This is a genomic window from Terracoccus sp. 273MFTsu3.1 (assembly GCF_000383675.1).
GTDB lineage: Bacteria > Actinomycetota > Actinomycetes > Actinomycetales > Dermatophilaceae > Terrabacter.
Window position 1 is genome coordinate 410,879 of sequence record NZ_KB911821.1, and the last position, 22,356, is coordinate 433,234.

Annotated in this window: 23 protein-coding genes; 7 read left to right on the plus strand and 16 right to left on the minus strand. The window is 71.8% G+C overall.

Annotated elements, in window-relative coordinates; genetic code table 11:
• Positions 1-60: 60 nt before the first annotated feature.
• From H283_RS0107530 to H283_RS0107550, 5 genes are all read right to left on the minus strand, one after another.
• Positions 61-1,008 (minus strand): tetratricopeptide repeat protein, encoded by a 948-nt coding sequence (locus H283_RS0107530; RefSeq protein ID WP_020142907.1) that lies wholly within the window; start codon positions 1,006-1,008, stop codon positions 61-63.
• A gap of 14 nt (positions 1,009-1,022) precedes the next feature.
• Positions 1,023-2,015 (minus strand): hypothetical protein, encoded by a 993-nt coding sequence (locus H283_RS0107535; RefSeq protein WP_043648566.1) that lies wholly within the window; start codon positions 2,013-2,015, stop codon positions 1,023-1,025.
• Positions 2,016-2,236: 221 nt separating this feature from the next.
• Complete coding sequence (locus H283_RS24370; protein WP_020142909.1) at positions 2,237-2,701, minus strand: GNAT family N-acetyltransferase; 465 nt, start codon at positions 2,699-2,701, stop codon at positions 2,237-2,239.
• A 32-nt stretch (positions 2,702-2,733) separates the two neighbouring features.
• Positions 2,734-3,048: a thiamine-binding protein gene (locus H283_RS0107545; protein WP_020142910.1), complete on the minus strand. Its 315-nt coding sequence runs from the start codon at positions 3,046-3,048 to the stop codon at positions 2,734-2,736.
• Positions 3,049-3,107: 59 nt separating this feature from the next.
• On the minus strand, positions 3,108-4,115 hold the full coding sequence (locus tag H283_RS0107550; RefSeq protein ID WP_020142911.1) for a GNAT family N-acetyltransferase: 1,008 nt from the start codon (positions 4,113-4,115) through the stop codon (positions 3,108-3,110).
• A gap of 246 nt (positions 4,116-4,361) precedes the next feature.
• On the opposite strand from H283_RS0107550, the gene H283_RS0107555 reads away from it, so the two are divergent.
• Positions 4,362-5,258, plus strand: a complete 897-nt coding sequence (locus H283_RS0107555; RefSeq protein WP_156023040.1) for a type IV toxin-antitoxin system AbiEi family antitoxin domain-containing protein — start codon at positions 4,362-4,364, stop codon at positions 5,256-5,258.
• A gap of 65 nt (positions 5,259-5,323) precedes the next feature.
• Here H283_RS0107555 and meaB read toward each other — a convergent pair whose 3' ends face one another.
• Together meaB and H283_RS0107565 are read right to left on the minus strand one after the other, a co-directional pair.
• Positions 5,324-6,289, minus strand: coding sequence for a methylmalonyl Co-A mutase-associated GTPase MeaB (meaB, locus tag H283_RS0107560; protein ID WP_020142913.1), 966 nt, complete (start codon positions 6,287-6,289; stop codon positions 5,324-5,326).
• Positions 6,290-6,309: 20 nt separating this feature from the next.
• The gene (locus H283_RS0107565; RefSeq protein ID WP_043648568.1) at positions 6,310-7,515 is read right to left on the minus strand and encodes an acetyl-CoA C-acetyltransferase; all 1,206 of its coding nucleotides are present in this window, start codon (positions 7,513-7,515) and stop codon (positions 6,310-6,312) included.
• Between the two features lie 137 nt (positions 7,516-7,652).
• Between H283_RS0107565 and mce the strand changes: the two genes are divergently transcribed.
• Positions 7,653-8,096, plus strand: a complete 444-nt coding sequence (gene mce, locus H283_RS0107570; RefSeq protein WP_020142915.1) for a methylmalonyl-CoA epimerase — start codon at positions 7,653-7,655, stop codon at positions 8,094-8,096.
• Here mce and H283_RS0107575 read toward each other — a convergent pair.
• Positions 8,076-9,338 carry a glycoside hydrolase family 15 gene (locus H283_RS0107575; protein WP_156023041.1) on the minus strand — a complete coding sequence of 421 codons (1,263 nt, stop codon included), beginning with the start codon at positions 9,336-9,338 and terminating at the stop codon, positions 8,076-8,078. The two genes, mce and H283_RS0107575, sit on opposite strands and share 21 nt — an antisense overlap.
• A gap of 112 nt (positions 9,339-9,450) precedes the next feature.
• Here H283_RS0107575 and H283_RS0107580 point away from each other — a divergent pair, with 112 nt between their 5' ends.
• Positions 9,451-10,266 (plus strand): polysaccharide deacetylase family protein, encoded by an 816-nt coding sequence (locus H283_RS0107580; protein ID WP_020142917.1) that lies wholly within the window; start codon positions 9,451-9,453, stop codon positions 10,264-10,266.
• Here the strand turns inward: H283_RS0107580 and H283_RS0107585 are convergent.
• Positions 10,194-10,838, minus strand: a complete 645-nt coding sequence (locus tag H283_RS0107585; protein WP_231372257.1) for a DUF998 domain-containing protein — start codon at positions 10,836-10,838, stop codon at positions 10,194-10,196. The genes H283_RS0107580 and H283_RS0107585 overlap by 73 nt on opposite strands.
• A 288-nt stretch (positions 10,839-11,126) precedes the next feature.
• Here H283_RS0107585 and ccrA point away from each other — a divergent pair, with 288 nt between their 5' ends.
• Positions 11,127-12,467 carry a crotonyl-CoA carboxylase/reductase gene (ccrA, locus tag H283_RS0107590; RefSeq protein WP_020142919.1) on the plus strand — a complete coding sequence of 447 codons (1,341 nt, stop codon included), beginning with the start codon at positions 11,127-11,129 and terminating at the stop codon, positions 12,465-12,467.
• Positions 12,468-12,532: 65 nt separating this feature from the next.
• Here ccrA and H283_RS0107595 read toward each other — a convergent pair whose 3' ends face one another.
• Complete coding sequence (locus H283_RS0107595) at positions 12,533-12,964, minus strand: SRPBCC family protein (protein ID WP_020142920.1); 432 nt, start codon at positions 12,962-12,964, stop codon at positions 12,533-12,535.
• Between the two features lie 258 nt (positions 12,965-13,222).
• Between H283_RS0107595 and H283_RS24375 the strand changes: the two genes are divergently transcribed.
• The gene (locus tag H283_RS24375) at positions 13,223-14,614 is read left to right on the plus strand and encodes an AI-2E family transporter (RefSeq protein ID WP_028785408.1); all 1,392 of its coding nucleotides are present in this window, start codon (positions 13,223-13,225) and stop codon (positions 14,612-14,614) included.
• A 56-nt stretch (positions 14,615-14,670) separates the two neighbouring features.
• On the opposite strand, the gene H283_RS0107605 is transcribed toward H283_RS24375, so the two are convergent.
• Positions 14,671-15,558 carry an NAD(P)-dependent oxidoreductase gene (locus tag H283_RS0107605; protein WP_020142922.1) on the minus strand — a complete coding sequence of 296 codons (888 nt, stop codon included), beginning with the start codon at positions 15,556-15,558 and terminating at the stop codon, positions 14,671-14,673.
• Positions 15,559-15,661: 103 nt separating this feature from the next.
• On the opposite strand from H283_RS0107605, the gene H283_RS0107610 reads away from it, so the two are divergent.
• Positions 15,662-16,240, plus strand: a complete 579-nt coding sequence (locus H283_RS0107610; RefSeq protein WP_020142923.1) for a TetR/AcrR family transcriptional regulator — start codon at positions 15,662-15,664, stop codon at positions 16,238-16,240.
• Positions 16,241-16,246: 6 nt separating this feature from the next.
• Here the strand turns inward: H283_RS0107610 and H283_RS0107615 are convergent, their stop codons facing one another.
• Together H283_RS0107615 and H283_RS0107620 are read right to left on the minus strand one after the other, a co-directional pair.
• A complete protein-coding gene (locus H283_RS0107615; RefSeq protein WP_020142924.1) occupies positions 16,247-16,555 on the minus strand; it encodes a hypothetical protein in 309 nt (102 codons plus the stop codon).
• A 16-nt stretch (positions 16,556-16,571) separates the two neighbouring features.
• Positions 16,572-18,350 (minus strand): 3-hydroxyacyl-CoA dehydrogenase family protein, encoded by a 1,779-nt coding sequence (locus tag H283_RS0107620; RefSeq protein WP_028785410.1) that lies wholly within the window; start codon positions 18,348-18,350, stop codon positions 16,572-16,574.
• Positions 18,351-18,434: 84 nt separating this feature from the next.
• On the opposite strand from H283_RS0107620, the gene nucS reads away from it, so the two are divergent.
• Positions 18,435-19,130: an endonuclease NucS gene (gene nucS / locus H283_RS0107625; protein WP_020142926.1), complete on the plus strand. Its 696-nt coding sequence runs from the start codon at positions 18,435-18,437 to the stop codon at positions 19,128-19,130.
• A 63-nt stretch (positions 19,131-19,193) separates the two neighbouring features.
• On the opposite strand, the gene H283_RS0107630 is transcribed toward nucS, so the two are convergent.
• The 3 genes from H283_RS0107630 to H283_RS0107640 are packed head-to-tail and all read right to left on the minus strand — an operon-like array spanning position 19,194 to position 22,266.
• Complete coding sequence (locus H283_RS0107630; RefSeq protein ID WP_020142927.1) at positions 19,194-19,880, minus strand: DNA alkylation repair protein; 687 nt, start codon at positions 19,878-19,880, stop codon at positions 19,194-19,196.
• Positions 19,880-20,227: a hypothetical protein gene (locus H283_RS0107635; protein ID WP_020142928.1), complete on the minus strand. Its 348-nt coding sequence runs from the start codon at positions 20,225-20,227 to the stop codon at positions 19,880-19,882. The genes H283_RS0107630 and H283_RS0107635 overlap by 1 nt, the downstream gene beginning before the upstream one ends.
• A gap of 20 nt (positions 20,228-20,247) precedes the next feature.
• Positions 20,248-22,266, minus strand: coding sequence for a protein meaA (locus H283_RS0107640; protein ID WP_043648832.1), 2,019 nt, complete (start codon positions 22,264-22,266; stop codon positions 20,248-20,250).
• Positions 22,267-22,356: the final 90 nt, after the last annotated feature.

Below are 22,356 nucleotides of genomic sequence, written 5' to 3' on the forward strand. Positions count from 1 at the left end.
CCCACACAGCACAGCGGGCCACCCTCCGACGTGGAGGACGGCCCGCTTCGTGTCGGGCCCTCAGAAGAGGGCGCTCATGAGCGACTTGCGTGCCTTCGCGACGCGCTCGTCGGTGACGCCGATGACCTCGAAGAGCTCGACGAGGTGCTCGCGTGCCTTGTTGCGGTCGGCGTCCGCCGTGACGCGCACCGTGTCGATGAGCCTCATGAAGGCGTCCTCGACGTGTCCCCCGAGCAGGTCGAGGTCGGCGACGAGGATCTGCGCGTCGACGTCGGTCGGTGCGGCGGCCGCAGCGGCACGGGCGGCCTGGAGGTCGGCGCCCTGGGTGCGCTGCAGCAGCCCGACCTGGGCGAGGCCGAGCTTGGCGTCGGTGTCGGCAGGGCTCTGGACGAGGGCCTCACGGTAGGCCGAGGCGGCTCCGTCGAGGTCACCCGCCTCGATGGCGTCGAAGGCCTTCTGGTGCAGCGGCGGCAGCGGCTGCTCCTGCTCGGCCTCGTCGGCCGATGCCTCGACGTCGTCCCCGACGGTGACGGTGCCGGTGACCCCGTGCTGGGCCGCGAGCTGGAGCACCTGGTCGATGACGGCCGTGACCTGGGCCTCGGGCTGCACGCCCTCGAACAGCGGCACGGGTTGGCTCTGCACGAAGGCGAAGCTCACCGGCACGGCCTGGACCTGGAAGGCCTGCAGGATCGTGGGGTTCGCGTCGACGTCGACGGTGACGAGCTGGAAGCGACCCGCGTAGCGGCGGGCCACCGAGCCCAAGGTCGTGACGAAGTCGGCCGACTCCTGCAGCCGCGGCGACCACAGCACCATGACGACGGGGTGCCGGTCGGACGCCGCGATGACGTCACGGATCGAGGCGTCAGTGCCCTCGATGACGAGGCCAGCACCGTCCGCGGAGGTGGAGGCCCCTGCGGATGCGGGGCCAGCCGGCTGGGCCGGACGCTTGAGCGATGACAGGTCGACGGCACCGCGAAGTGCTGCTGCGGTGAATGGCTGGTGACTCATAGATCAATCCTGCCTCACCGACCCGAGCCGGCGACGAGCTGGTCCGAAGCGGCGACGATGCGCGCCTGTCCGGACGCAGGGATGACGATGGCGACGATCTCGTTGGAGGTGAGGTTCGCCTCGGTCGTGATCTGCTTGATGCCGGTCAGGAGCGTCAGGTCCTTGGCCGGGGTGAGCTTGACGGGCGTCCGCATGGCGATGGCGTCGCTGCGCACGAGGTGGGCGAAGACGATGGCGCCGTTGCCGTCCTTGAGGCGCAGGCCGCCGATGACGCCCTTGGGCTCGTGCTCCTGGGTGAAGGCACCCTGGTTGTTGAGGGCCTGCGACTGCGCGCGCGCCGACTGGCGCAGCTGCTCCGAGAGCGGGTCGTCGGCCAGCACCTTGGTCGCCGTCGGGTCGGGGTACTTCACCGAGGCGGCGAACGCCTTGACGACGTCGTCGGGCTTGGCGCTCAGGCCCTTGCCGTCGGCGATGGCGGCAGAGCCGTCGCTCGTCGGGTCGAGGGCGTCGAGCTTGGCGTCCGGCAGCATCGGCGTGACCGCGGCCGCCTTGAACGGCGCACCGGACTGGCCACCGACGAGCAGCACGAGGACGGCCGCACCGGTCTTCTTCAGCGTCGTCTGGGCGAGGATCTGCGCGGGGGCGTCGCCGGCGCGGGACAGCGCGAGCACCTTGACGCCGGTCGTGGCGAGCTCGGCGTCGGCCTTCTCCGCGGCGGTGCGCCCGGGCAGCGTCTTGGCGTACGCGTTCGCCGACTGGAGCGCAGCGCCGACGAAGGCCTTGCTGCGAGCAGCCGCACCGGCGGCCGAGGCGTCGAGCGAGGCCGTCGCTGCGGCACCGACGGCCGAGGCGGCGGTCGTGTCAGCCGCGTCGGCCGCGACCACAGGAGTCGCCGAGACGCCGGTGCCGGCGGTGCCGTCGTCGGAGTTGCCGGTGCAGGCGGAGAGCATGGCAGCGCAGGCGAGCGCGGCGGCAAGAGCACGTCGACGAGTCGCGGTGCGGGGCATGGAAAAGCCTTTCGGTGACGCAAGGGGATCGGCCGAGCACGTTCGGCCGCGACCCACGATACGCACGGACCATGCCGCATCCCCAATCCGCGGGAACGGCTCGCCGAGGACATTTCCGGACACTCCTGACGCAGTTCGTGCAGCAACACGAGCCAATGTCAGACAGGTCACGCTCGGCAGCAACACCGCATGCCCGTTATGCGCAGATTGTCCTGCGCGCGTCAGGCGAGACGGCGGACCATCCGGATCTCCGGGGTGCCGGTCGGTGCGTGCACCTCGCGTCTGCCCTCGTCGACGAAGCCACGCCGCGTGTAGAAGGCCCGAGCCCTCGCGTTGCCCTCGATGACCCACAGGGTGGCCTCGCGGTCACCGAGGAGCTCGTCGACGAGCCGGTCGGCGACGCCTGTGCCACGGGCGTGCGGGGCGAGGTTGACGGCATACAGCTCCGAGTCGGTGGGTGCGTCCTCGTCACGGCTCGGGCCGGCACTGCCGAAGCCCGCGAGCCGGCCGCCCGGGTCCACGACCACGAGGGTGCGCTCCGGAGCGTCCGCCGGCAGGGCGACCCGCTCACGCCAGCGGTCCGCGCAGCGCTCGTCACTCAGCCCAGCGAGGTAGTCGGCCGGCATGAGGTCTGCGTACGCGTCGCGCCACGGCCATGTGCACGCGGCCGAGCTCGTCGCAGTCATCGGGCTCGAGCGGCCTGAGGCGCCAGTCCTGCTCAGTCACCCTGCTGACGGCCGAGCGCATCCTCGAGCCGCTCGAGCTTGCCGTCGAGCTCGCCCGTCCAGCCGGGACGGATGTCGGCCTTGAGCACGAGCCCGACACGTGGCGAGGTCTCCGCCAGCACGTCGCAGCACTGCTTCACGACAGCCATGCACTCGTCCCACTCCCCTTCGATCGTCGTGAACATCGCGTCGGTGCGGTGCGGCAGACCGGAGTCGCGCACGACGCGAATGGCTCGGGCGACGGCGTCGGACACGGACCCCGTGTCGTCGGCCGCGACGGTGGGAGCGACGGAGAAGGCGATCAGCATGACCTCACCGTATGCCGCCTCCGCCGTCGTCGCGCGAGCACCCCACCGCGCCGCTCGGCCTAGAAGGCCCTCTTCATCGTCAGCGCTTCCTCGATGATGGCGAAGCCCAGGTCCTTGTTGATCTGGACCATCCACGGGTTCTGCTCGTCGTTCATCGTCTGGACCGAACGCCGTTCTGGCGCAAGGCGGGCCAGCTCCTTGAGGTTCGCGACCTTGACGGCCATGCCGAGCCGGTGACCGCGGTGCTCGGGCAGCACGAGGGTGCCCCACTGGAAGACGACGTGCGGGTCCCCGGACGGGATGGAGAGGTCTGTGTAGGCCGCGACGACGCCGGACTCGCGGTGCACGGCGACCGCCGTGACCATCGTGCGACCGGTGTCGCGCAGGTGCTGCAGCAGCGTCTCGTAGTCGTCGACGGTCATCGACTCGGGCTCGAACTCGACGTCCCCCGTGGGGGCGTCGAGGATGAGGCGGTTCGATGCGTCGCAGACGCCCTGCCGCAGCTCGGCCGGCACGCCGTCGACGTGGACGGTGAGCTCGTAGAGGTCGCCCATCGCCTCCGCGGCACGACGCTCGTGCTCGGCCATGACCTCGGCCGCGACCGGGAGCGGGAGCGAGCGCACGATCTCGACGCTCGACACCGTGAAGCCACGGCGAAGGGCGAACTCGCGGTCCGCGTGCGACTCGCGGTCGCCCACCGGCACGAAGACCTCGGTCAGGAGCATCTCCCGGCCCGCTGCCCGGGCCTGCTGCTCCATCCAGTCGACGAGGGCGGTCCCCACGCCCTGCCGGCGGTGCTGCGGGTCGACCTCGAGGTGCGACCAGCACTTGTCCAGGTTGTCGCGCTCGGGGAAGAAGACGCGCGCCCAGCCGACGGGTGAGCCGTCGACGACCGCGACCGCGCTCTCCTCGCGCTCGCCGGGGAACGAGAAGCGCACCATCTTGAGGAACTCGCCCTCGGTGCGCTGGATCGGCTGGACGCGCGAGACGGACTCGCTGCGCGTGGCCACGCCGAAGAGCTCCTTGAGCATGACGTCGTCGTCATGGTCGAGCGGGATGATGTCCATCCCTCGACGGTGACACCGCGGCGTCCACGGCGCCATCCATTTACGTCCGCCGTCCGTTCCCCGCGTCCGTATGCCGCCTGCTCCCCACGCGTCCCCGCGCGCCCCGCGAGCGGCCCCCTCGACACAGCAAGCACGATCGCGTGCTCTCCGCACGCACGAGCCTGACCGACGACGCGCACTTCGTGTGTTCCGAGGCCCTGTGGACAGCGCGCTCGATGCTCCTCTACCGGTCGGCAGGCTGGCGTCGTGGATCTGGTGGTGGACGCGCTGTGGCGACTCGGTGGCGTCGCGACGCGCGCCGAGCTGCGCTCCTTCGTCTCGAAGGGGCGGCTCCGGCGAGCGGTGGCGGAGGGGCGTGTCCTGCGCCCGCGCCCGGGGCGATACCTGCTTCGCGACGTCGACGCGGCCACGGCTGTCGCGCACGAGCTGAGTGCCGTCGTCTCGCACCGCTCCGCAGCGCTCGCGCACGGCTGGAAGGTCAAGACGGTGCCGCCGACGCCGGAGATCACCGTGCCCCGTGGGCGCAAGATCGCGGCCGAGATCCGGCCGCGGGCGCGGATCTGGTCCTCCCTCATCGACCCTCGGGACGCGGCCGCGGGCGTCACGTCACCGGTTCGCACCGTGGTGGACTGCGCCCGTCATCTCCCCTTCGACGAGGCTCTCGCCATCGCCGACTCGGCGCTTCGGTCCCGTCGGGTGGCGGCCGGCGACCTCGCGACTGCGGCGCGGCAGGTCCGCGGCCCCGGACGACCGCGCGTGCTGCGCGTTCTCGCACACGCGTCGGGCAAGGCGGCCAACCCCTTCGAGTCCGTGCTGCGTGCCATCGCGCTCGACGTACCGGGCCTCGACCTCCGCCCCCAGGTCGGCATCGCCGTGGCCGGCGGTGAGCGGGTCACCCCGGATCTCGTCGACGTGGCCCTGGGAATCGTCGTCGAGGCGGACAGCCACGAGTTCCACACCGGCAGAGAACAGCTCGTCGTCGACTGCTGGCGATACGACGAGCTGACACTGGCCGACTGGGACGTCTACCGGTTCACCTACGAGCAGGTGATGCGGCGTCAGGGGTGGGTCGCCTCCGTGCTCCTCCGCGCCGAGGCGAAGGCCCGCGCGACACAGCAGCTCCACGCAGCTCTCAGGTCCTGAGCACGGGCTACACCGTCCGACCCGGCTTCATGTGTCGCGGTGAACACCGGGCCCGCGCCCGCCGCTCAGGGGCCGAGCTGCTCGACGAGACGGTCGGCGGCGGCATACGGGTCGGTGCGCCCGGCGATGACGTCACGCGCCAGCGCGGCGACACCCTCGTGACCACCGACGTGCCCGAGCCGGGCGCGCAGCGTCGTCAACGCGATCGTCTCGATCTCGTCGGCGACGCGACGTTCGCGGCGCCGTGCCAGCTCCCCGTTCTCCTCGACGAACGCCCGGTGCTTGTCGAGCGCCTCCATGACCTCGTCGATGCCGACCTTCTGTGCCGCAACGGTCTTCACGACCGGGGGCCGCCACAGCCCGGGCTCGGTGCGGTCGCCGAGCGAGATCATGTGGCGCAGGTCGCGGACCGTCGCGTCGGCGCCGTCGCGGTCTGCCTTGTTGACGACGAAGACGTCGCCGATCTCAAGGATGCCGGCCTTGGCCGCCTGGATGCCGTCGCCCATGCCGGGCGCGAGCAGCACGACCGACGTGTCGGCGAGCCCGGCGATCTCGACCTCGGACTGACCCACCCCGACGGTCTCGACGAGCACCACGTCGCACCCGGCCGCGTCGAGCACCCGGATGGCCTGCGGCGTCGTGAACGACAGTCCGCCGAGGTGGCCGCGCGAGGCCATCGAACGGATGTAGACCTCGGGGTCGAGGGCGTGGTCCTGCATGCGGACGCGGTCGCCGAGGAGCGCCCCGCCAGAGAACGGCGAGCTCGGGTCGACCGCGAGCACGCCGACCCGCAGGCCGCGTTCGCGGAAGGCGCCGACGAGCGCCGTCGTCGTCGTCGACTTGCCGACGCCAGGCGAGCCGGTGAGACCGATGACCCACGCGTTGCCGGCATGCGGCGCGAGCGCCGCCATCACCTCGCGGAGGGACTCGTGCCCGTCCTCGACGAGGGAGATGAGGCGTGCGACGGCGCGCGGCGAACCCGCCCTGGCCGACTCGACCAGGGCGGGGACGTCGACGGATCGGCGCGCCACGCGGTGCAGGACCCGGGCGATCAGGCGGTCGCGGGCACGCGGACGATGAGGGCGTCACCCTGACCGCCGCCACCGCAGAGGGCAGCCGCGCCGACTCCGCCGCCGCGACGCTTCAGCTCGAGCGCGAGGTGCAGGGCGATGCGGGCACCGGACATGCCGATCGGGTGGCCGAGGGCGATGGCGCCGCCGTTGACGTTGACCTTGTCGACGTCGATGCCGAGCTCCTTGGCCGACGCGAGGCCGACGGCCGCGAAGGCCTCGTTGATCTCGACGAGGTCGAGGTCCGCGGGCGTGATGCCCTCCTTCTCGCAGGCACGCGCGATGGCGCGAGCGGGCTGCTGCTGGAGGGTCGAGTCGGGCCCGGCCACCATGCCGTGCGCGCCGATCTCGGCGAGCCACGTGAGACCGAGCTCCTCGGCCTTCGCCTTGCTCATGACGACGACCGCTGCGGCACCGTCGGAGATCTGCGACGCCGAGCCGGCCGTGATCGTGCCGTCCTTGCTGAACGCCGGGCGGAGACCGCCGAGCGACGCGGTCGTCGTGTCGGCGCGGATGCCCTCGTCGGTCTTGAAGACGACCGGGTCGCCCTTGCGCTGCGGGATGCTCACCGGGACGACCTCGTCGTCGAAGAGGCCGTCCTTCCACGCCTTGGCGGCGAGCTGGTGACTGCGCGCCGAGAACTCGTCCTGCTCCTCGCGCGTGAAGGCCTGCTCGCCCGTGTTGGCCTGCTCGGTCAGCAGGCCCATCGCCTGGTCGGTGAAGGCGTCCCAGAGGCCGTCGAAGGCCATGTGGTCGCGCATCGTGACGTCGCCGTACTTGTAGCCCTCGCGCGACTTCGTCATGAGGTGCGGCGCGTTGGTCATCGACTCCTGGCCTCCGGCGACGACGACGTCGCACTCGCCGGCGCGGATGAGCTGGTCGGCCATGGCGATGGCGTTGATGCCCGAGAGACAGACCTTGTTGATGGTCAGGGCCGGGACGGTCATCGGGATGCCGGCGGCGTGCGCGGCCTGGCGGGCGGGGATCTGGCCGGCACCGGCCTGCAGCACCTGGCCCATGATGACGTAGTCGACCTGCTCCGGGGCGACGCCCGCCTTCTCGAGAGCGCCCTTGATGGCGACGCCACCGAGGTCGGACCCGGAGAAGTCCTTGAGCGAGCCGAGCAGCCGACCCATGGGGGTGCGGGCGCCCGCGACGATCACGGAGGTGGGACGGTCAGCAGTCATGGGTGAAGCCTCTTCCGACGTCATTGGGGATGTCGCCGTCAACTCTAGTCGCGCCTCCGCGGGGCCCCTGACGAGCATGACCAAGCGCACACGGCATACGGCAGCCGTATGCCGTCACGCCGCCCTACGTTGGGACCATGAGCGCGACTCCCGACCCCCTCTTCACCCACATCGACCACGTCGGCATCGCTGTCCCCGACCTCGACGCGGCCATCGCGTTCTACGAGGGGACGTACGGGATGCGGATGCTCCACGAGGAGACGAACACGGAGCAGGGAGTCCGTGAGGCGATGATGGGCGTCGGCGACTCGGGCTCGTGCATCCAGCTGCTCGCGCCCCTCTCCCCCGAGTCGACGATCGCGAAGTTCCTCGACCGCAGCGGGCCGGGCATCCAGCAGCTCGCCTACCGGGTCACCGACATCGACGCCGTGTGCGCGACCCTCCGCGAGCGCGGGCTCCGGCTGCTCTACGACACCCCGAAGCGCGGCACGAGCGACAGCCGCGTCAACTTCATCCACCCCAAGGACGCCGGCGGCGTCCTCGTCGAGCTCGTCGAGCCGTCAGGCCACGCCGGGCACTGAGGCCCCGGCCACACCCGAACGCTGCGTCGCCAGCTCGGCCTCGGTGAGGACGACGAGCGCGGCCGTCCAGGCGAGGGGTGCCGGTCCGGCAGGGCTCCCGTCCGGCAGGACCTTCTCCGGCAGGCTCCCCCACGACGTGCAGTGCGCGTCGAGCCACGTCAGCCAGCGCTCGGCGACGAGGGCGTGGCCGGAGGCCGCGGCGGTGTAGGCGACCATCGCGGTCTCGGGCGTCCACGAGACGCCGTCGCCCTTCCAGTCGACACCCGGGGCGAGGCCGCCCGCGGCGCGCAGGGCGAGCACGGGGTAGTGCTCCCAGGCACGCTCCGCGGCCACGTCGCCCACGTCGCCCGCGGCGGCGAAAGGTGGCATGAGCATGGTGACGCCCGCGTCGAGCCCTCCGGACCGCCCGTGGCGCTCGTAGCCCGGGCCGAACTCCGCCCGGATCAGGGACCGCAGCCCCCGAGCCGCCCGCCTGGCCAGCTGCTCCCGGCCGGCGTCGCCCTCGGCCGCGAGGGTCCCGGCAGCCGCCTCGAGGCCGGCAGCGAGCGGGGCCGCCGTCCCGAGGGTGACTCGCCGCTCCGGCACCTCCCAGTAGTCGGGCGACACCTCGGGCAGCCGCGTGCCCGTCGCCGTCTGCGCCAGGACGAAACGGAAGGCCCGGTCGCGCAGCCCGCGCAGCCCAACCGGCAGGACCCGACCGGGGCTGGCCGTCCTGACCTGCTCGAGGGACCAGAGCACCCATCCCGCGCCGTCGCTCTGTCGAGGACGGTCGTCCGGCGGACCGGTCCCGTCGAGCCGGTAGCGCGCCTCGAAGCCGCCCTCGGGCCGCTGGACGCGTGCGAGGAAGCCCAGGACGCGCTCGGCATCGGCCACGTGCCCGGTCTCGGCGTAGGCCACGGCGACGAAGGCGGAGTCCCGCGGCCACGCGTACGCCCACGGGGCGTCGGGGCCGGCAGCGACGGCCCCGTTCGGCCGGGTCAGCGCGTGCAGGTCCTGCAGGGCCTGGGCCGCGACCTGTCTGCGCGCCCCGGCGGCCGGGACCGTGCCGTCGACGAGCCAGAGGGCTTCGGCGAGCGGCTCCACGAGCCGGTCGCCGAGCGAGGACGATGCCAGGACGGAGGTCGCGCGCCAGCCCGCGTCGTTGCGCAGGACCGGGAGCGGATCGTCCGCGACGAGGAGCGGGACGAGTCCGGCACCGGCCACCACGACCGCAGCCAGTGCGCCCACCACGGCACGCCGCACGTCCACCTCCCTCCACCCGCGGTCGACCTCCCCGCCGACCGGCCGCCAGTGTGGCACGCGTGGTGCCGACTCGCCCGAGGATCGTGGCGGGCTGCCCGTAGCATCGGCTGACATGGAGGTCACACGCCGTCAGGCCCTGACCGCGGCGGCCGGCGCAGCCGTCGGAGCGGCCGGGGCCGTCGGAGCGGTGCGACTCGTGGAGCGGCTCGACGAGAACACCCCGCTGCCCTTCTACGGCAGCCCGGTCAGCGCCGTCCGTCCCGACCGGTCCACCCCCTCTGCGGCAGCCACGTCGGTCGTCTGGGCAGGCGCGGGCCCTGAGCGCCGCGTCGCGCTGACCTTCGACGACGGTCCGCACCCGGACTGGACCCCACGGGTGCTGGCCGCGCTCGGGGCGGAGGACGTGCCTGCCACGTTCTTCTGCCTCGGGCGCAACGTGCGCGACCACGGCGCCCTGCACCGCGACAGCATCGGTCGGCACGAGCTCGCGAACCACACCTTCGAGCACCCCGACCTCGGTCGACTCGACTGGTCCCGGTGCAGGGACGAGATCATGAGGACGACCCGGCTCATGGCGGAGACGTACGGCGTGGCACCGACCCTCTTCCGGCCGCCCTACGGACACGTCGGCGGGGCGTCACTCCTCTCGGCCGCCGAGTCGGACCTCACGACGGTCCTGTGGTCTGCCCAGGCACGCGAGGACCTCGTGGCAAGCCATCCGGACGGCATCGTCGACGACATCGCGTCGCAGGTGCGTCCCGGCTCGATCATCCTCGCCCACGACACGGGCTCGGACGACCGGCTCATCACCATCGACCGGCTCGTCGCGATCATCCGCAGGCTCCGCGGGGACGGCTACACCTTCGCGACCGTCTCGGACCTCCTGGCGACGAGCAGCGCCCAGGCGACCACGGCCAGCCACGGATAGGTCGGCCACAGCGCGAGGCGCTCGAGGGCACCGACCCACGTCGGGTCCCCGAGACGCAGCCCGAACGCGGCGGCCGCGGCCACCATGAGACCGCCGAGCACGAGGCCCGACACGGCGACGCCCCGTGAGACGACGCGTGACCTCCGCAGCGCCTCTGCCGTGGTGAGGACGGCGAGCGGCTGGAGGAGGAAGACCGGAAGCGCCACGACCGCGTGCCACCCAGGGTGCTGGTCGACGGGCACGAGGCCGACGGCGGCGGCGAAGAGCGCGGACACGACCCACAGGCAGACGGCGGCGAGCACCCATCCGTCGGTGCCGAGACGCGGTCGCAGCAGCACGGCGCCCGCTGCCCGCAGGAGGCCGAAGACGACGAACGCGACGTCGAGCGCGACATGGCCCGAGGAGCAGACGTCGACCGTCGCCCCCGCGTGGCCGGGTGCACACGTCAGCATCCCGAGCGCGCTGATCGTGTCGTCGCGCAGGCTGTAGGCCGCCGAGGCGGCGGCCGCGACGAGGAGCTCGACGAGCAGGTAGACCGGCTGGACGAGCCAGCAGCCGAGACCCGCTGTCATCCGTCGCACGCGCCGACCGTATCCCGCGGGCCCCCGCCCCAGAGCGACGGACCGCCACCACGCGCCCGTGGCGCCGTCACCCACGCTCGGCGACGACACGGCATACGACCTCGTTGCGGTCCGTCGACGCGCCCGAAGCACGAGAGACGGGGTCGTGACCCAGGTCACCTGTGGTGGCCGTCTCAGAAGCGGCTACCCGCGGGTCACGTCTCGCTACGTTCGGGGACACACCGCACTGGATCGACTCTGTCTCGACCCACCAATGACGCTGCGACGTAAGGACCTTCAATGCAGGCCATCCGCGACGCCATCCTCTCCGGCGACCGCACCCAGGAGACCTACGCGAACATCGAGATCCCCGCCACGTACCGCGGGGCGACCGTCCACAAGGACGAGGTCGGCATGTTCGAGGGACTCGCCACGCGCGACAAGGACCCGCGCAAGTCGCTGCACATCGACGAGGTACCCGTGCCAGAGCTCGCACCGGGTGAGGCGCTCGTCGCCGTCATGGCCAGCGCGATCAACTACAACACCGTGTGGACCTCGATCTTCGAGCCCGTCTCGACCTTCGGCTTCCTCGAGCGCTACGGCCGCATGTCGGAGTTCTCCAAGCGCCACGACCTGCCGTACCACGTCGTCGGGTCCGACCTGTCCGGTGTCATCCTGCGCACCGGACCGGGCGTGACGAAGTGGAAGCCCGGCACCGAGGTCGTCGCGCACTGCCTCTCGGTCGAGCTCGAGGACGCCGAGGGCCACAACGACACGATGCTCGACCCGCAGCAGCGCATCTGGGGCTTCGAGACGAACTTCGGCGGACTCGCCGAGCTCGCGATCGTCAAGGCCAACCAGCTGATGCCCAAGCCCGGCCACCTGACGTGGGAGGAGGCCGCCTCCCCGGGGCTCGTCAACAGCACCGCCTACCGCCAGCTCGTCTCCAAGAACGGCGCCGCCATGAAGCTCGGCGACCGCGTGCTCATCTGGGGCGCGTCGGGCGGCCTCGGCTCCTACGCCACGCAGATGGCCCTCGCCGGCGGCGCGACCCCGATCTGTGTGGTCTCCTCGCCCGAGAAGGCCGAGATCTGCCGCGCCATGGGCGCCGAGCTCATCATCGACCGCAACGCCGAGGACTACCGCTTCTGGAACGACGAGGGCACCGAGCAGAACCCGCGCGAGTGGCAGCGGCTCGGCAAGAAGATCCGCGAGCTGACCGGCGGCTACGACGTCGACATCGTCTTCGAGCACCCGGGCCGCGAGACGTTCGGCGCGAGCGTCTACGTGGCGCGCAAGGGCGGCACCATCGTCACCTGCGCGTCGACGTCGGGCTACATGCACGAGTACGACAACCGCTACCTCTGGATGAACCTCAAGCGCATCGTCAGCTCGCACTTCGCCAACTACCGCGAGGCGTGGGAGGCCAACGAGCTCGTCAACCGAGGACTCATCCACCCGACGCTGAGCAAGACGTACACGCTCGACGAGGTGGGCCAGGCGGCACTCGACGTCCACCGGAACGCCCACCAGGGCAAGGTCGGCGTGCTGACGCTCTCCCCCGAGCCGGGCCTCGGCGTCACCGACCCCGAGAAGCGCGCCGGCTTCGAGTCGGCGATCAACCGCTTCGCCGACCAGTAGCCGTCCGGCAACCTTCGCACGAGGGCCGGCCCACCGTGAGGGTGGGCCGGCCCTCGTCGGTCGCGTCAGCGGGACTCGAGCACCCGGGTCAGCTGCTCCTCGGTGTCGTTCGCGAGCTTCTCGAAGACGACCTTCATCGCAGGCGCGGCGAGGTTGGCGAGCCCGTGCATGTCGAGGTCCGCGTGGTAGGTGATCTCGCTGCCCTCACCGGCGGGCAGGACGGTGATCGTGTCGGTCGACGTCGCGCTGTCGTTGCGGCCGACGAGGACGATCCGCGAGTCGCTGAGCTCGGTCAGCTCGTAGTCGAGCTCGGTCGTCACGCCGGCGATCTTCGAGACGTTGTGCCACCGCGCGCCGACCGCGACCGGGCCGTCGCCCACCCGCGTGCACGACTCGGTGCCGGGATCCCACTCCTCGGCGTTCGCGAAGTCCTTGAGGTAGTCGATGACGACTGCGGGCGCGGGGTGGACGGTGAAGCTGCGGGTCACGCTGGGCATGGTGCTCCTCGGGCTGGTCGGGTGTGTGAGCGACCCCGCCGCGGCGGGTGCCGTCGTGTTCTCGTTCACCTGTCCCGTACCCGTATGCCGTCCCGCGCGGGCCGCGGCCCGGCACCGCGGTCCCGCACCGCGGCCCGGGACCCCAGTCCCGCTCCGCACCGAGGGCCCGACACCCCAGCCCCGCTCCGCGACGGGGCCCGGGCTGACACACCACGGGCAACCGGCGCCCCGGAGGGCGCCTGACGTAGGCTCGCGGACGTGAGCATCTGGGGACGCTGGACGCGGTACCGCCGCGCCCAGCGCGCCCGGATGGACGAGTTCCGGGCCCGCGACCTGGGCTTCGACGAACGTGCGTCGCGAGCCGCGTACGGCGAGCCCCCGGCGTCACCTGACGCGCCACCCGAGCCTGACCTCCTCACGACCACGCTCCCGCTCGGGGTCGGGTCGTCGGACGGCACCGCCGGCAGCCCGCCCTCCGGTGCCCCGACCGACGCCTCCGGCCCCACGGCCGGGTCCCACGGGCCCGGCGCTGCCGACCACGGCCCGTCGGGGACCGGCAGCGGCAAGCGGGGCAAGGGCGGCCGGCGCGACTTCGGTCAGAGCGGCACCCCGTTCAACCGGCAGTCGCCCTTCTACATCGGCTTCGTCGGTGCCGTGGGCGTGCTCACGGCGTATGGCGTCGTGCAGGCGGTCGGCCGGCTCGGCACCGTCATCACGCTGCTCGTCATCTCGTTCTTCCTGACGCTCGCGCTCAACCCGCTCGTCGAGGCGCTGGCCCGGCGCAACCTGCGCCGGGGGTGGGCCGTCACCATCGTCTTCCTCGGCGTGCTCGCCGTCTTCGCGCTCGTCGGCTGGGTCGTGATCCCGCCGGTGGCAGACCAGGCCAGCGAGCTCGCCACGAACGCCCCCCGGCTCTTCGACAACCTCCTCGCGAACCCGTGGGTGCAGGACGTCGACCACCGCTACCAGCTCGTCCAGCGCATCCAGGAGGAGGTCAACAAGCGCGTCGCCGACGGCAACCTGTGGGCCGTGGTCTTCGGTGGTGTCCTCGACGCGGGCAAGGTCATCGCGACCGGCGTCTTCAGCGTGTTGACCGTCCTCGTCCTCACCCTCTACTTCCTCGCCTCCCTCCCGGCGGTGAAGCAGGCGGCCTACGCCCTCGTCCCGGCCAGCCGGCGCCCGCGCACCGTCTCGCTCGCCGAGGAGGTGATGCGCCGGGTCGGGTCGTATGCCATCGGTCAGGTCGCCGTCGCCGCGATCAACGCGTTCTTCGCCTGGATCATGATGAGCCTCATCGGGCTCCAGTTCGCCGCCGTGCTGGCCGTGCTCGTCGGCTTCCTCGGGCTCATCCCGATGATCGGCGCGACGCTCGGGGCGACCGTCGTCGCCATCGTCGCCTTCTTCGACGAGCCCAAGAAGGCGCTCATCGTCATCATCTACTTCATCGTCTACCAGCAGATCGAGAACTACGCCGTCATGCCGCGCATCATGCAGCGCACCGTGGCGGTCCCGGGCGCCGTGACGGTCGTCGCCGCGCTCGCCGGTGGAGCGCTGCTCGGCATCCTCGGCGCGCTCCTCGCGATCCCGTTCGCCGCCGGAGCGCTGCTGCTCTACGAGGAGGTGCTCGTCCCTCGCCAGCGCCGGCACTAGCCGGGCTCGCTCCGCGAGGGCGTATGCCGTGAGCCGGGGACCCGATGGGAACCTCCCTACCCCGTGCGGCCAGCGTCCCGCCGCTCCAACGCCGTCACGACGGCCGCCATGTCGAGCGCCCCCAGCCCGGCGGCCTCGGTCTCGCGGAAGAGCTCCCGGGTCGCCTCGAGCACCGGGCTGTGCGCCCCGACGGCCCGGGCCGCCTCGGCGATGAGCCGGGTGTTGGTGTGGACGTCACGCACCGCCGCCTGGGCCTCGAAGTCACGGGCCACGAGCTTGGCGAGCTTGACGGCAGACACCGCGCTCGCCATCGGACCGGAGTCGAGGGCACGCCGGAGGACCTCGAGGTCGAGGTCGAGGCGATCCGCGAGGTGGACGGCCTCCGCGAGCCCGGCGACCATCGTGCACAGGTAGAGGTTGACGGCGAGCTTGGTCCCCGTCCCCGCTGGCACGTCGCCGCACCGGACGACCTCGCGGCACATGGGCGCGAGCAACGGTTCCACCCGGTCGACGACCTCCGGTCGCCCGCCGGCGAGAGCCACGAGCTCCGCCCGCTCTGCCGGGATGCGCGACCCCGAGACGGGCGCCTCGACATAGTCGCCTCCGGCCGCCTCGACGTCCCGACCGAGCGCGGCCGAGAATCCCGGCGAGGTCGTGCCGAGGTGCACGAGCGTGCGCCCCGACACCATCCGTGCGAACGCCTCGCTCCCCCGCTGCAGCACCTCGTCGACCGCTGCCTCGTGGGCGAGCATGAGCATCACGACGTCACTCGCCTCGAAGACCGCTGACGGCGTGGGACGCTCGACGGCGCCGAGCGTCGCCAGGTCAGCCGCAGCTCGGGGCGACCGGTTCCACACGGAGAGAGGGACACCCGCGCGCCGTAGGTTGCCGGCCATGGGTCGGCCCATGATGCCGAGACCGATGAACCCGACTCGCATCTCCATGGCATCCTCCGAGTCCACTCGCGTTTATGACACCCGTCATAGTAGCGGTTCGGTCATGACAGGTGTCATAGTCGAGGCTCTCGTCGAGCACCGGGAAGGCGCCATGTCAGCCAGCACGCACGGCCCCCGCGAGCGCATCGTCTACGAGGCCGCCCAGCACCTGCGGCGAACCGGAGTCGCGGGCACGGGGCTGCGAGAGGTCGTGTCCGCCGCGGCTGCACCGCGCGGCTCCCTCCAGCACTACTTCCCGGGTGGCAAGGACCAGCTCGTCGGTGAGGCTCTCGAGTGGGCCGGAACCTGGGCCGCCGAACGTGTCGACGAGCACCTGGCCCGGATGAGGCGGCCGAGCGCGTCCCGCCTCTTCGACGCGATCACCGACGACTGGGCGACCGACCTCGCGTCACGTGACTTCGAACGAGGCTGCCCGGTCGCCGCCGCGGTCGTCGACTGCGCGGACACCAACGACGCCGTGCGACAGGCGGCGAGCGCGGCCCTGCAGACCTGGCAACGCCCCATCACCGAGGCCCTCGTCGCGATGGGCCGTGGCCCGCGACGGGCCCAGGCCCTCTCGACCCTCATGCTGTGCGCCCTCGAAGGAGCCATCGTGCTGGCCCGGGCGCAGCGTGACACCGCTCCCCTGCGCCTCGTGGCCCGCGAGCTCGCGCCCGTCCTCGACGCGTGACGTGGGTCAGCGGTAGGAGTTGCCGCTCGGACGGGCGTCGCGCTTCTGCCAGCAGCCCGTGTGCCAGTGCCGCCGGTCCCCGAGCCCGCCCACGCCCTCGGCCGGCCACACGACGACGTGCGGGACGCCCGGGGGGATGTCCTGCTGGCAGCCCGGGCACAGGTAGTCACGCGTGGCGGACGCGCCGCTCACCGAGCGCACGGTCCAGCGCGTGCCGGCATACGACTCCTCACGGGTGGAGCCGCCCTGGATCCGCGTCACGTCGAGCGGCACGTGCTCGCGCGCGTGCTTGCTGGGACGACGACGCGAGGGCATGGCTCCAGCGTAGGTGTCAGGCGTAGGTGCGGAAGCCACGCCCCGTCTTGCGGCCGAGGTAGCCGGCCGTGACGAGGTGCTCGAGCAGCGGCGCCGGCGCGTAGCCGCGCTCACGGAACTCGAGGTAGAGCTCGCGCTCGATGGCGAGCGACACGTCGAGACCGACGACGTCGAGCAGCTCGAAGGGTCCCATCGGCAGGCCGCAGCCCGTCTTCATGGCCGTGTCGATGTCGTCGGCCGTCGAGTAGTTGGCCTCGAGCATCTTCACGGCGTCGTTGAGGTAGGGGAAGAGCAGGGCGTTGACGATGAAGCCGGCGCGGTCCCCGCACGTCACGGCGTGCTTGCCGACCGTCGCGCAGAGGGCCTGCACGGTCGCGATGACGTCGTCGGCGGTCGAGACGGTGTGCACGACCTCGACGAGCTTCATCACCTGGGCCGGGTTGAAGAAGTGCATGCCGACGACGTCCTGGGGACGCTTCGTGGCGGCCGCGCACTCGACGACGGGCAGGGAGCTCGTCGTCGTCGCGAGGATGGCTCCCGGACGGCAGATCTCGTCGAGGTTCTCGAAGAGCGCGCGCTTGACGGTGAGGTCCTCGACGACGGCCTCGACGACGAGGTCGACCTGGGCGAGGTCCTCGAGGCGGGTCGTGCCGCGCACGTGGGCGAGGGCCTCGTCGCGCTCCTCCTCGGTGGCCTTGCCGCGCTGGACGGCCTTCTCGAGGCTCTTGGCGAGCGCGGCGCGGACAGCCTCCACCTTGGCGTCGCTGCGGGCCACGAACGTCACGTCGAGGCCGGCCTTGGCGAAGACCTCGACCATCCCCGTGGCCATCGTGCCGGAGCCGACGACGCCGACCGTCCGGATCGGGCGCGTGCCCGCCGTCGAGTCCGCGACCGCGGCCGGCGTCAGCGCGTCGTCGACGACCGCCGAGCTGCCCGGTGCGGCATACGTGTAGAAGCCACGACCGCTCTTGCGGCCCTTGAGCCCCGCGCTGACCATCTGCTTGATGATCGGGCTCGGCGCGTGCAGGCGGTCACGGCCCTGCTTGTACATCGTGTCGAGGATCTCGTATGCGGTGTCGAGGCCGATGAGGTCCATGAGGGCCAGCGGGCCCATGGGGTAGCCGCAGCCGAGCTTCATCGCGGCGTCGATGTCCTCGCGGGTGGCGTACTTGCTCTCGTACATCGCGACGGCGTGGTTGAGGTAGCCGAAGAGCAGCGCGTTGGCGATGAAGCCGGCCTTGTCGCCGACGATGACCGGCTTCTTGCCGAGGCGCTCGGCGAGCGCCTTGACGTCCTCGAAGATCTCGTCGCTCGTGATGACGGTCTTGATGACCTCGACGAACTGGAGCACCGGGGCCGGGTTGAAGAAGTGCATGCCGACGACGCGCTTGGGGTTGATCGTCGCGACGGCGATCTCGGTGACGGGCAGCGAGCTCGTGTTCGTCGCGAGGATCGCGTCGTCGGAGACGATCGCGTCGAGCTTGGCGAAGATGTCCTTCTTGAGGTCGAGGTGCTCGGGCACGGCCTCGACGACGAGCTGGCACTCCTTGAGGTCGGCCATGTCGCTCGTGAAGAGGACCCGGGCGTGCAGCGCGGCCTGGTCCTCGGCCGCGAGCTTGCCGCGCGACACGGCCCGGTCGGTCGAGTGCTGCAGGACGCCCTTGCCCTTCTCGACCGCCTCGTCGGTAACCTCCACCGCGACGACGTCGATGCCGTTGCGCGCGAAGACCTCGACGATGCCGGCACCCATGGTGCCGAGTCCGATGACGCCAACCTTGGTGAACTCACGAGCCATGGGTGGAGTCTCGCAGAGGGTGTGCGCCACCCACACCCGCCCGGGGCGTGACGCTGCCCACGCACCCTCCTCTAGGGTGGACCGGTGCGTCTCGTCATAGCCCGGTGCAGCGTCGACTACGACGGTCGCCTCACCGCCCACCTCCCGCTCGCGACCCGTCTGCTCGTCGTCAAGGCGGACGGCTCGGTGCTCGTCCACAGCGACGGCGGCTCCTACAAGCCGCTCAACTGGATGTCGCCGCCCTGCACGATGGCCGAGGTCGAGCCCGACGAGGTCCAGGCCGCCGAGGGTGTCGTCGCGGTGTGGCGGGTCCAGCACGCCAAGAGCGAGGACCGCCTCACCGTCCTGCTGCACGAGGTCCTCCACGACTCGGACCACGAGCTCGGCGTCGACCCGGGCCTCGTCAAGGACGGCGTCGAGGCGCACCTGCAGAAGCTGCTCGCCGAGCACATCCACACCCTCGGCCACGGCTGGTCGCTCGTGCGCCGTGAGTACATGACGGCCATCGGTCCGGTCGACATCCTCGCGAAGGACTCGGCCGGCACGAGCGTCGCCGTGGAGATCAAGCGCCGCGGAGAGATCGACGGCGTCGAGCAGCTGACCCGCTACCTCGAGCTGATGAACCGCGACCCGCACCTCGCGCCCGTCACCGGGGTCTTCGCCGCCCAGCAGATCAAGCCGCAGGCACGCACGCTCGCCGAGGACCGCGGCATCCGGTGCGTCGTGCTCGACTACGACGCCCTCAAGGGCATCGACGACGCGGAGTCCCGCCTCTTCTGACCACCCGAGGGCGTATGCCGTGCGGCCGCCCGGGTGCGGGAGCGCGCGGCGGCGCGATGGTGGTCACACCCAGCGTGAGCGCAGCTCCGGCGGAAGCTTCGCGACGGCGAGCCGGACGGCGGGGCGCGCCATCCCCTCGACGTGCTCCTCCAGGAAGGCCACCAACCGGTCTCGGTCACGCTCGCCGGCGTGCTTGGCGAAGATCCCGACGGGCTTGTGCACCAACGGATCCCGGTCGGTCGCGAGCTGGGCTGCGAGCTCCCAGCCCACCTCCACGTCGTCGGTGTCGAGGAAGCCGAGCGGCGCCGTCATGGCGGTGCGCCGGCGCAGTGGCTCGGGCGAGAGCGCGAGGTCGCGCAGGATCTGCTTGTCACGGCCGACGAGCCACAGGCCGATGACGCGCGGCGCAGCCCGGTCGACCATGTCCCACGTCGTGATCCGGTCGTGGTGGCCGAGGTAGGTCCGGGCGAGGGTGCCGCGCCCGTGACCGTCGATCCGCTTGCGCCGCGCCTTGAAGTCGAGGATGCATAGGGCAGCGAGCCGGGGCTCGTAGGCCGGGTGGGCGAGCAGCTGCTGCACCTCGCTGAGCGGGAGCGCGGTGTGTCTCTTGGCGATGGCGAAGAGCGTTCCCATCCGCACGCCGAGAGCCTCCTCGTCGGGGGCGAGTCGCTTGCGCACGGAAGCGAGCGCCTCCGGCGAGGCCTCGGCCCCGAGCTCGGCGACCACGGCCCCGGCGGTCGCCGACGCCATCAGGACAGGCCCTCGATCGGCTGGGCCGTGACGCCGTCGGCGTCGACGAGCAGCAGGACCGGGTCGGGCGCGTCCCCTCCGCGCACGACGACGACGGTCTCGCCGCGGTGCCGGTCGACGAGCTCCTCGAGGCCGGACGACCCGTCGTGGAGGTCGCCGTGCCCGAGGTGTGAGGGGACGCCGAGGTCGTCGGCCAGCGACTCGACCGGGCCGGTGTCGGGGACGTCGTCGGCGGCATACACCGCCTGGACCTTCTCGAGATGGATCGCGGACGCCAGCCACGCGACGTCGGACAGCCCCGGAGGGTTGACGACGATGACGCGCGCGGCGCACTGCAGGTCGCTCATACCTGCGACGCTACGCCTGCTCAGACGGGCGCGGACTCGAGGGGCGCAAGACCCCGTGCGGCGCGGATCACACCCACCATCTCGCCCATGATGTCGTTGAGGCCGAAGTCCTTCGGCGTGAAGACCATGGCGACGCCGGCGGTCCGCAGCGCTGCGGCATCGGACTCGGGGATGATGCCTCCCACGATGACCGGCACGTCCCCGGCACCGGCCTCGCGCAGGCCCCGGAGGACCTCGGGCACGAGCTCCATGTGCGAGCCGCTGAGGATCGAGAGCCCGACGAGGTGGACGTCCTCGGCGACGGCGGCCGCGACGATCTGCTCGGGCGTCAGCCGGATGCCCTGGTAGACCACCTCGAAGCCGGCGTCGCGGGCGCGCACGGCCACCTGCTCGGCGCCGTTGCTGTGGCCGTCGAGGCCGGGCTTGCCGACGAGGATGCGCAGCTTCTCGCCGAGCTCCTCGCCGGTGCGCGCGACGAGCCGACGGACCTGGGACAGGGCGTCGCCGGGCTCGCTCGAGCCGACGCCCACCGAGCCGGAGACCCCCGTGGGGGCGCGGTACTCGCCGAACTGCTCGCGCAGGGCGGCGGCCCACTCCCCCGTCGTCACCTCGGCACGGGCGCACTCGAGCGAGGCCGCCATGAGGTTGACGTCGGTCGCCGCGTCGGCGCGCAGACGCTCGAGAGCCGCCGCCGCACGCGCCCGGCGCTCGGGGTCGGCGTCACGCGCCTCGCGCCACGCGCGCACGGCCTCGGAGGCGTGGCGCTCGACGTCGGCGTCGACGGTCTGGATCGCGGTGTCGAGGTCGGCCGTGAGCGGGTTGGGCTCGGTGGTCTCGAATCGGTTGAGGCCGACGATGACGGCCTCGCCCGTCTCGATGCGGCGGCGACGCTCGGCGTGGGAGGCGACGAGCGCGGACTTCATGTAGCCGGACTCGACGGCGGCGACGGCGCCGCCCATCTCCTCGACCCGGGCCATCTCCGCCTTCGCCCCGGCCACGAGCTCGGCGACCTTGGCCTCGACGACGACCGACCCGGTGAAGAGGTCGTCGTGCTCGAGCAGGTCGGACTCGTAGGCGAGCACCTGCTGCATGCGCAGGCTCCACTGCTGGTCCCACGGGCGCGGCAGGCCGAGCGCCTCGTTCCACGCCGGCAGCTGGATGGCGCGGGCCCTGGCGTCCTTGGAGAGCGTCACGGCGAGCATCTCGAGGACGATGCGCTGGACGTTGTTCTCGGGCTGGGCCTCGGTGAGGCCCAGGCTGTTGACCTGGACGCCGTAGCGGAAGCGGCGGGCCTTCGCGTCGGTCACGCCGTAGCGCTCCCGGGTCAGCTCGTCCCACAGCTGCACGAAGGCGCGCATCTTGCACATCTCCTCGACGAACCGCACGCCGGCGTTGACGAAGAAGGAGATCCGGGCGACGACGCTGGCGAGCTCCTCGGGCGGCACCTGCCCCGAGTCGCGCACGGCGTCGAGCACGGCGACCGCCGTCGACATGGCGTAGGCGATCTCCTGCACGGGGGTCGCCCCCGCCTCCTGCAGGTGGTAGCTGCAGATGTTGATGGGGTTCCACTTCGGGATCTCGCGCACCGTGTAGGTGACCATGTCGGTGATGAGGCGGAGCGACGGGGCGGGCGGGAAGACGTAGGTCCCCCGCGAGAGGTACTCCTTGATGATGTCGTTCTGGGTCGTGCCGGCGAGGTCGTGCACCCAGGCGGCGGGGTCCTCGCCCGCAGCCTCGGCCTGGCGCTCGGCGGCGACCTGGTAGAGCGCGAGCATCCACATCGCCGTCGCGTTGATCGTCATCGAGGTGTTCATCTCGCGCAGCGGGATGGCGTCGAAGAGGGCTGACATGTCGCCGATGTGGCTGATCGGGACCCCGACCTTGCCCACCTCGCCGCGCGCGAGGACGTGGTCCGGGTCGTAGCCCGTCTGGGTCGGCAGGTCGAAGGCGACGGAGAGACCCGTCTGCCCCTTGGAGAGGTTGCGGCGGTAGAGCGCGTTGCTCGCAGCGGCACTCGAGTGGCCGGCATACGTGCGCATGACCCACGGCCGGTCGGGCGTCACCCGGGCGGCCGGACGCGGCGTGCTCTCCGTCGAAGACATGGCTCGACGGTAGCGGCGGGGTGCAGC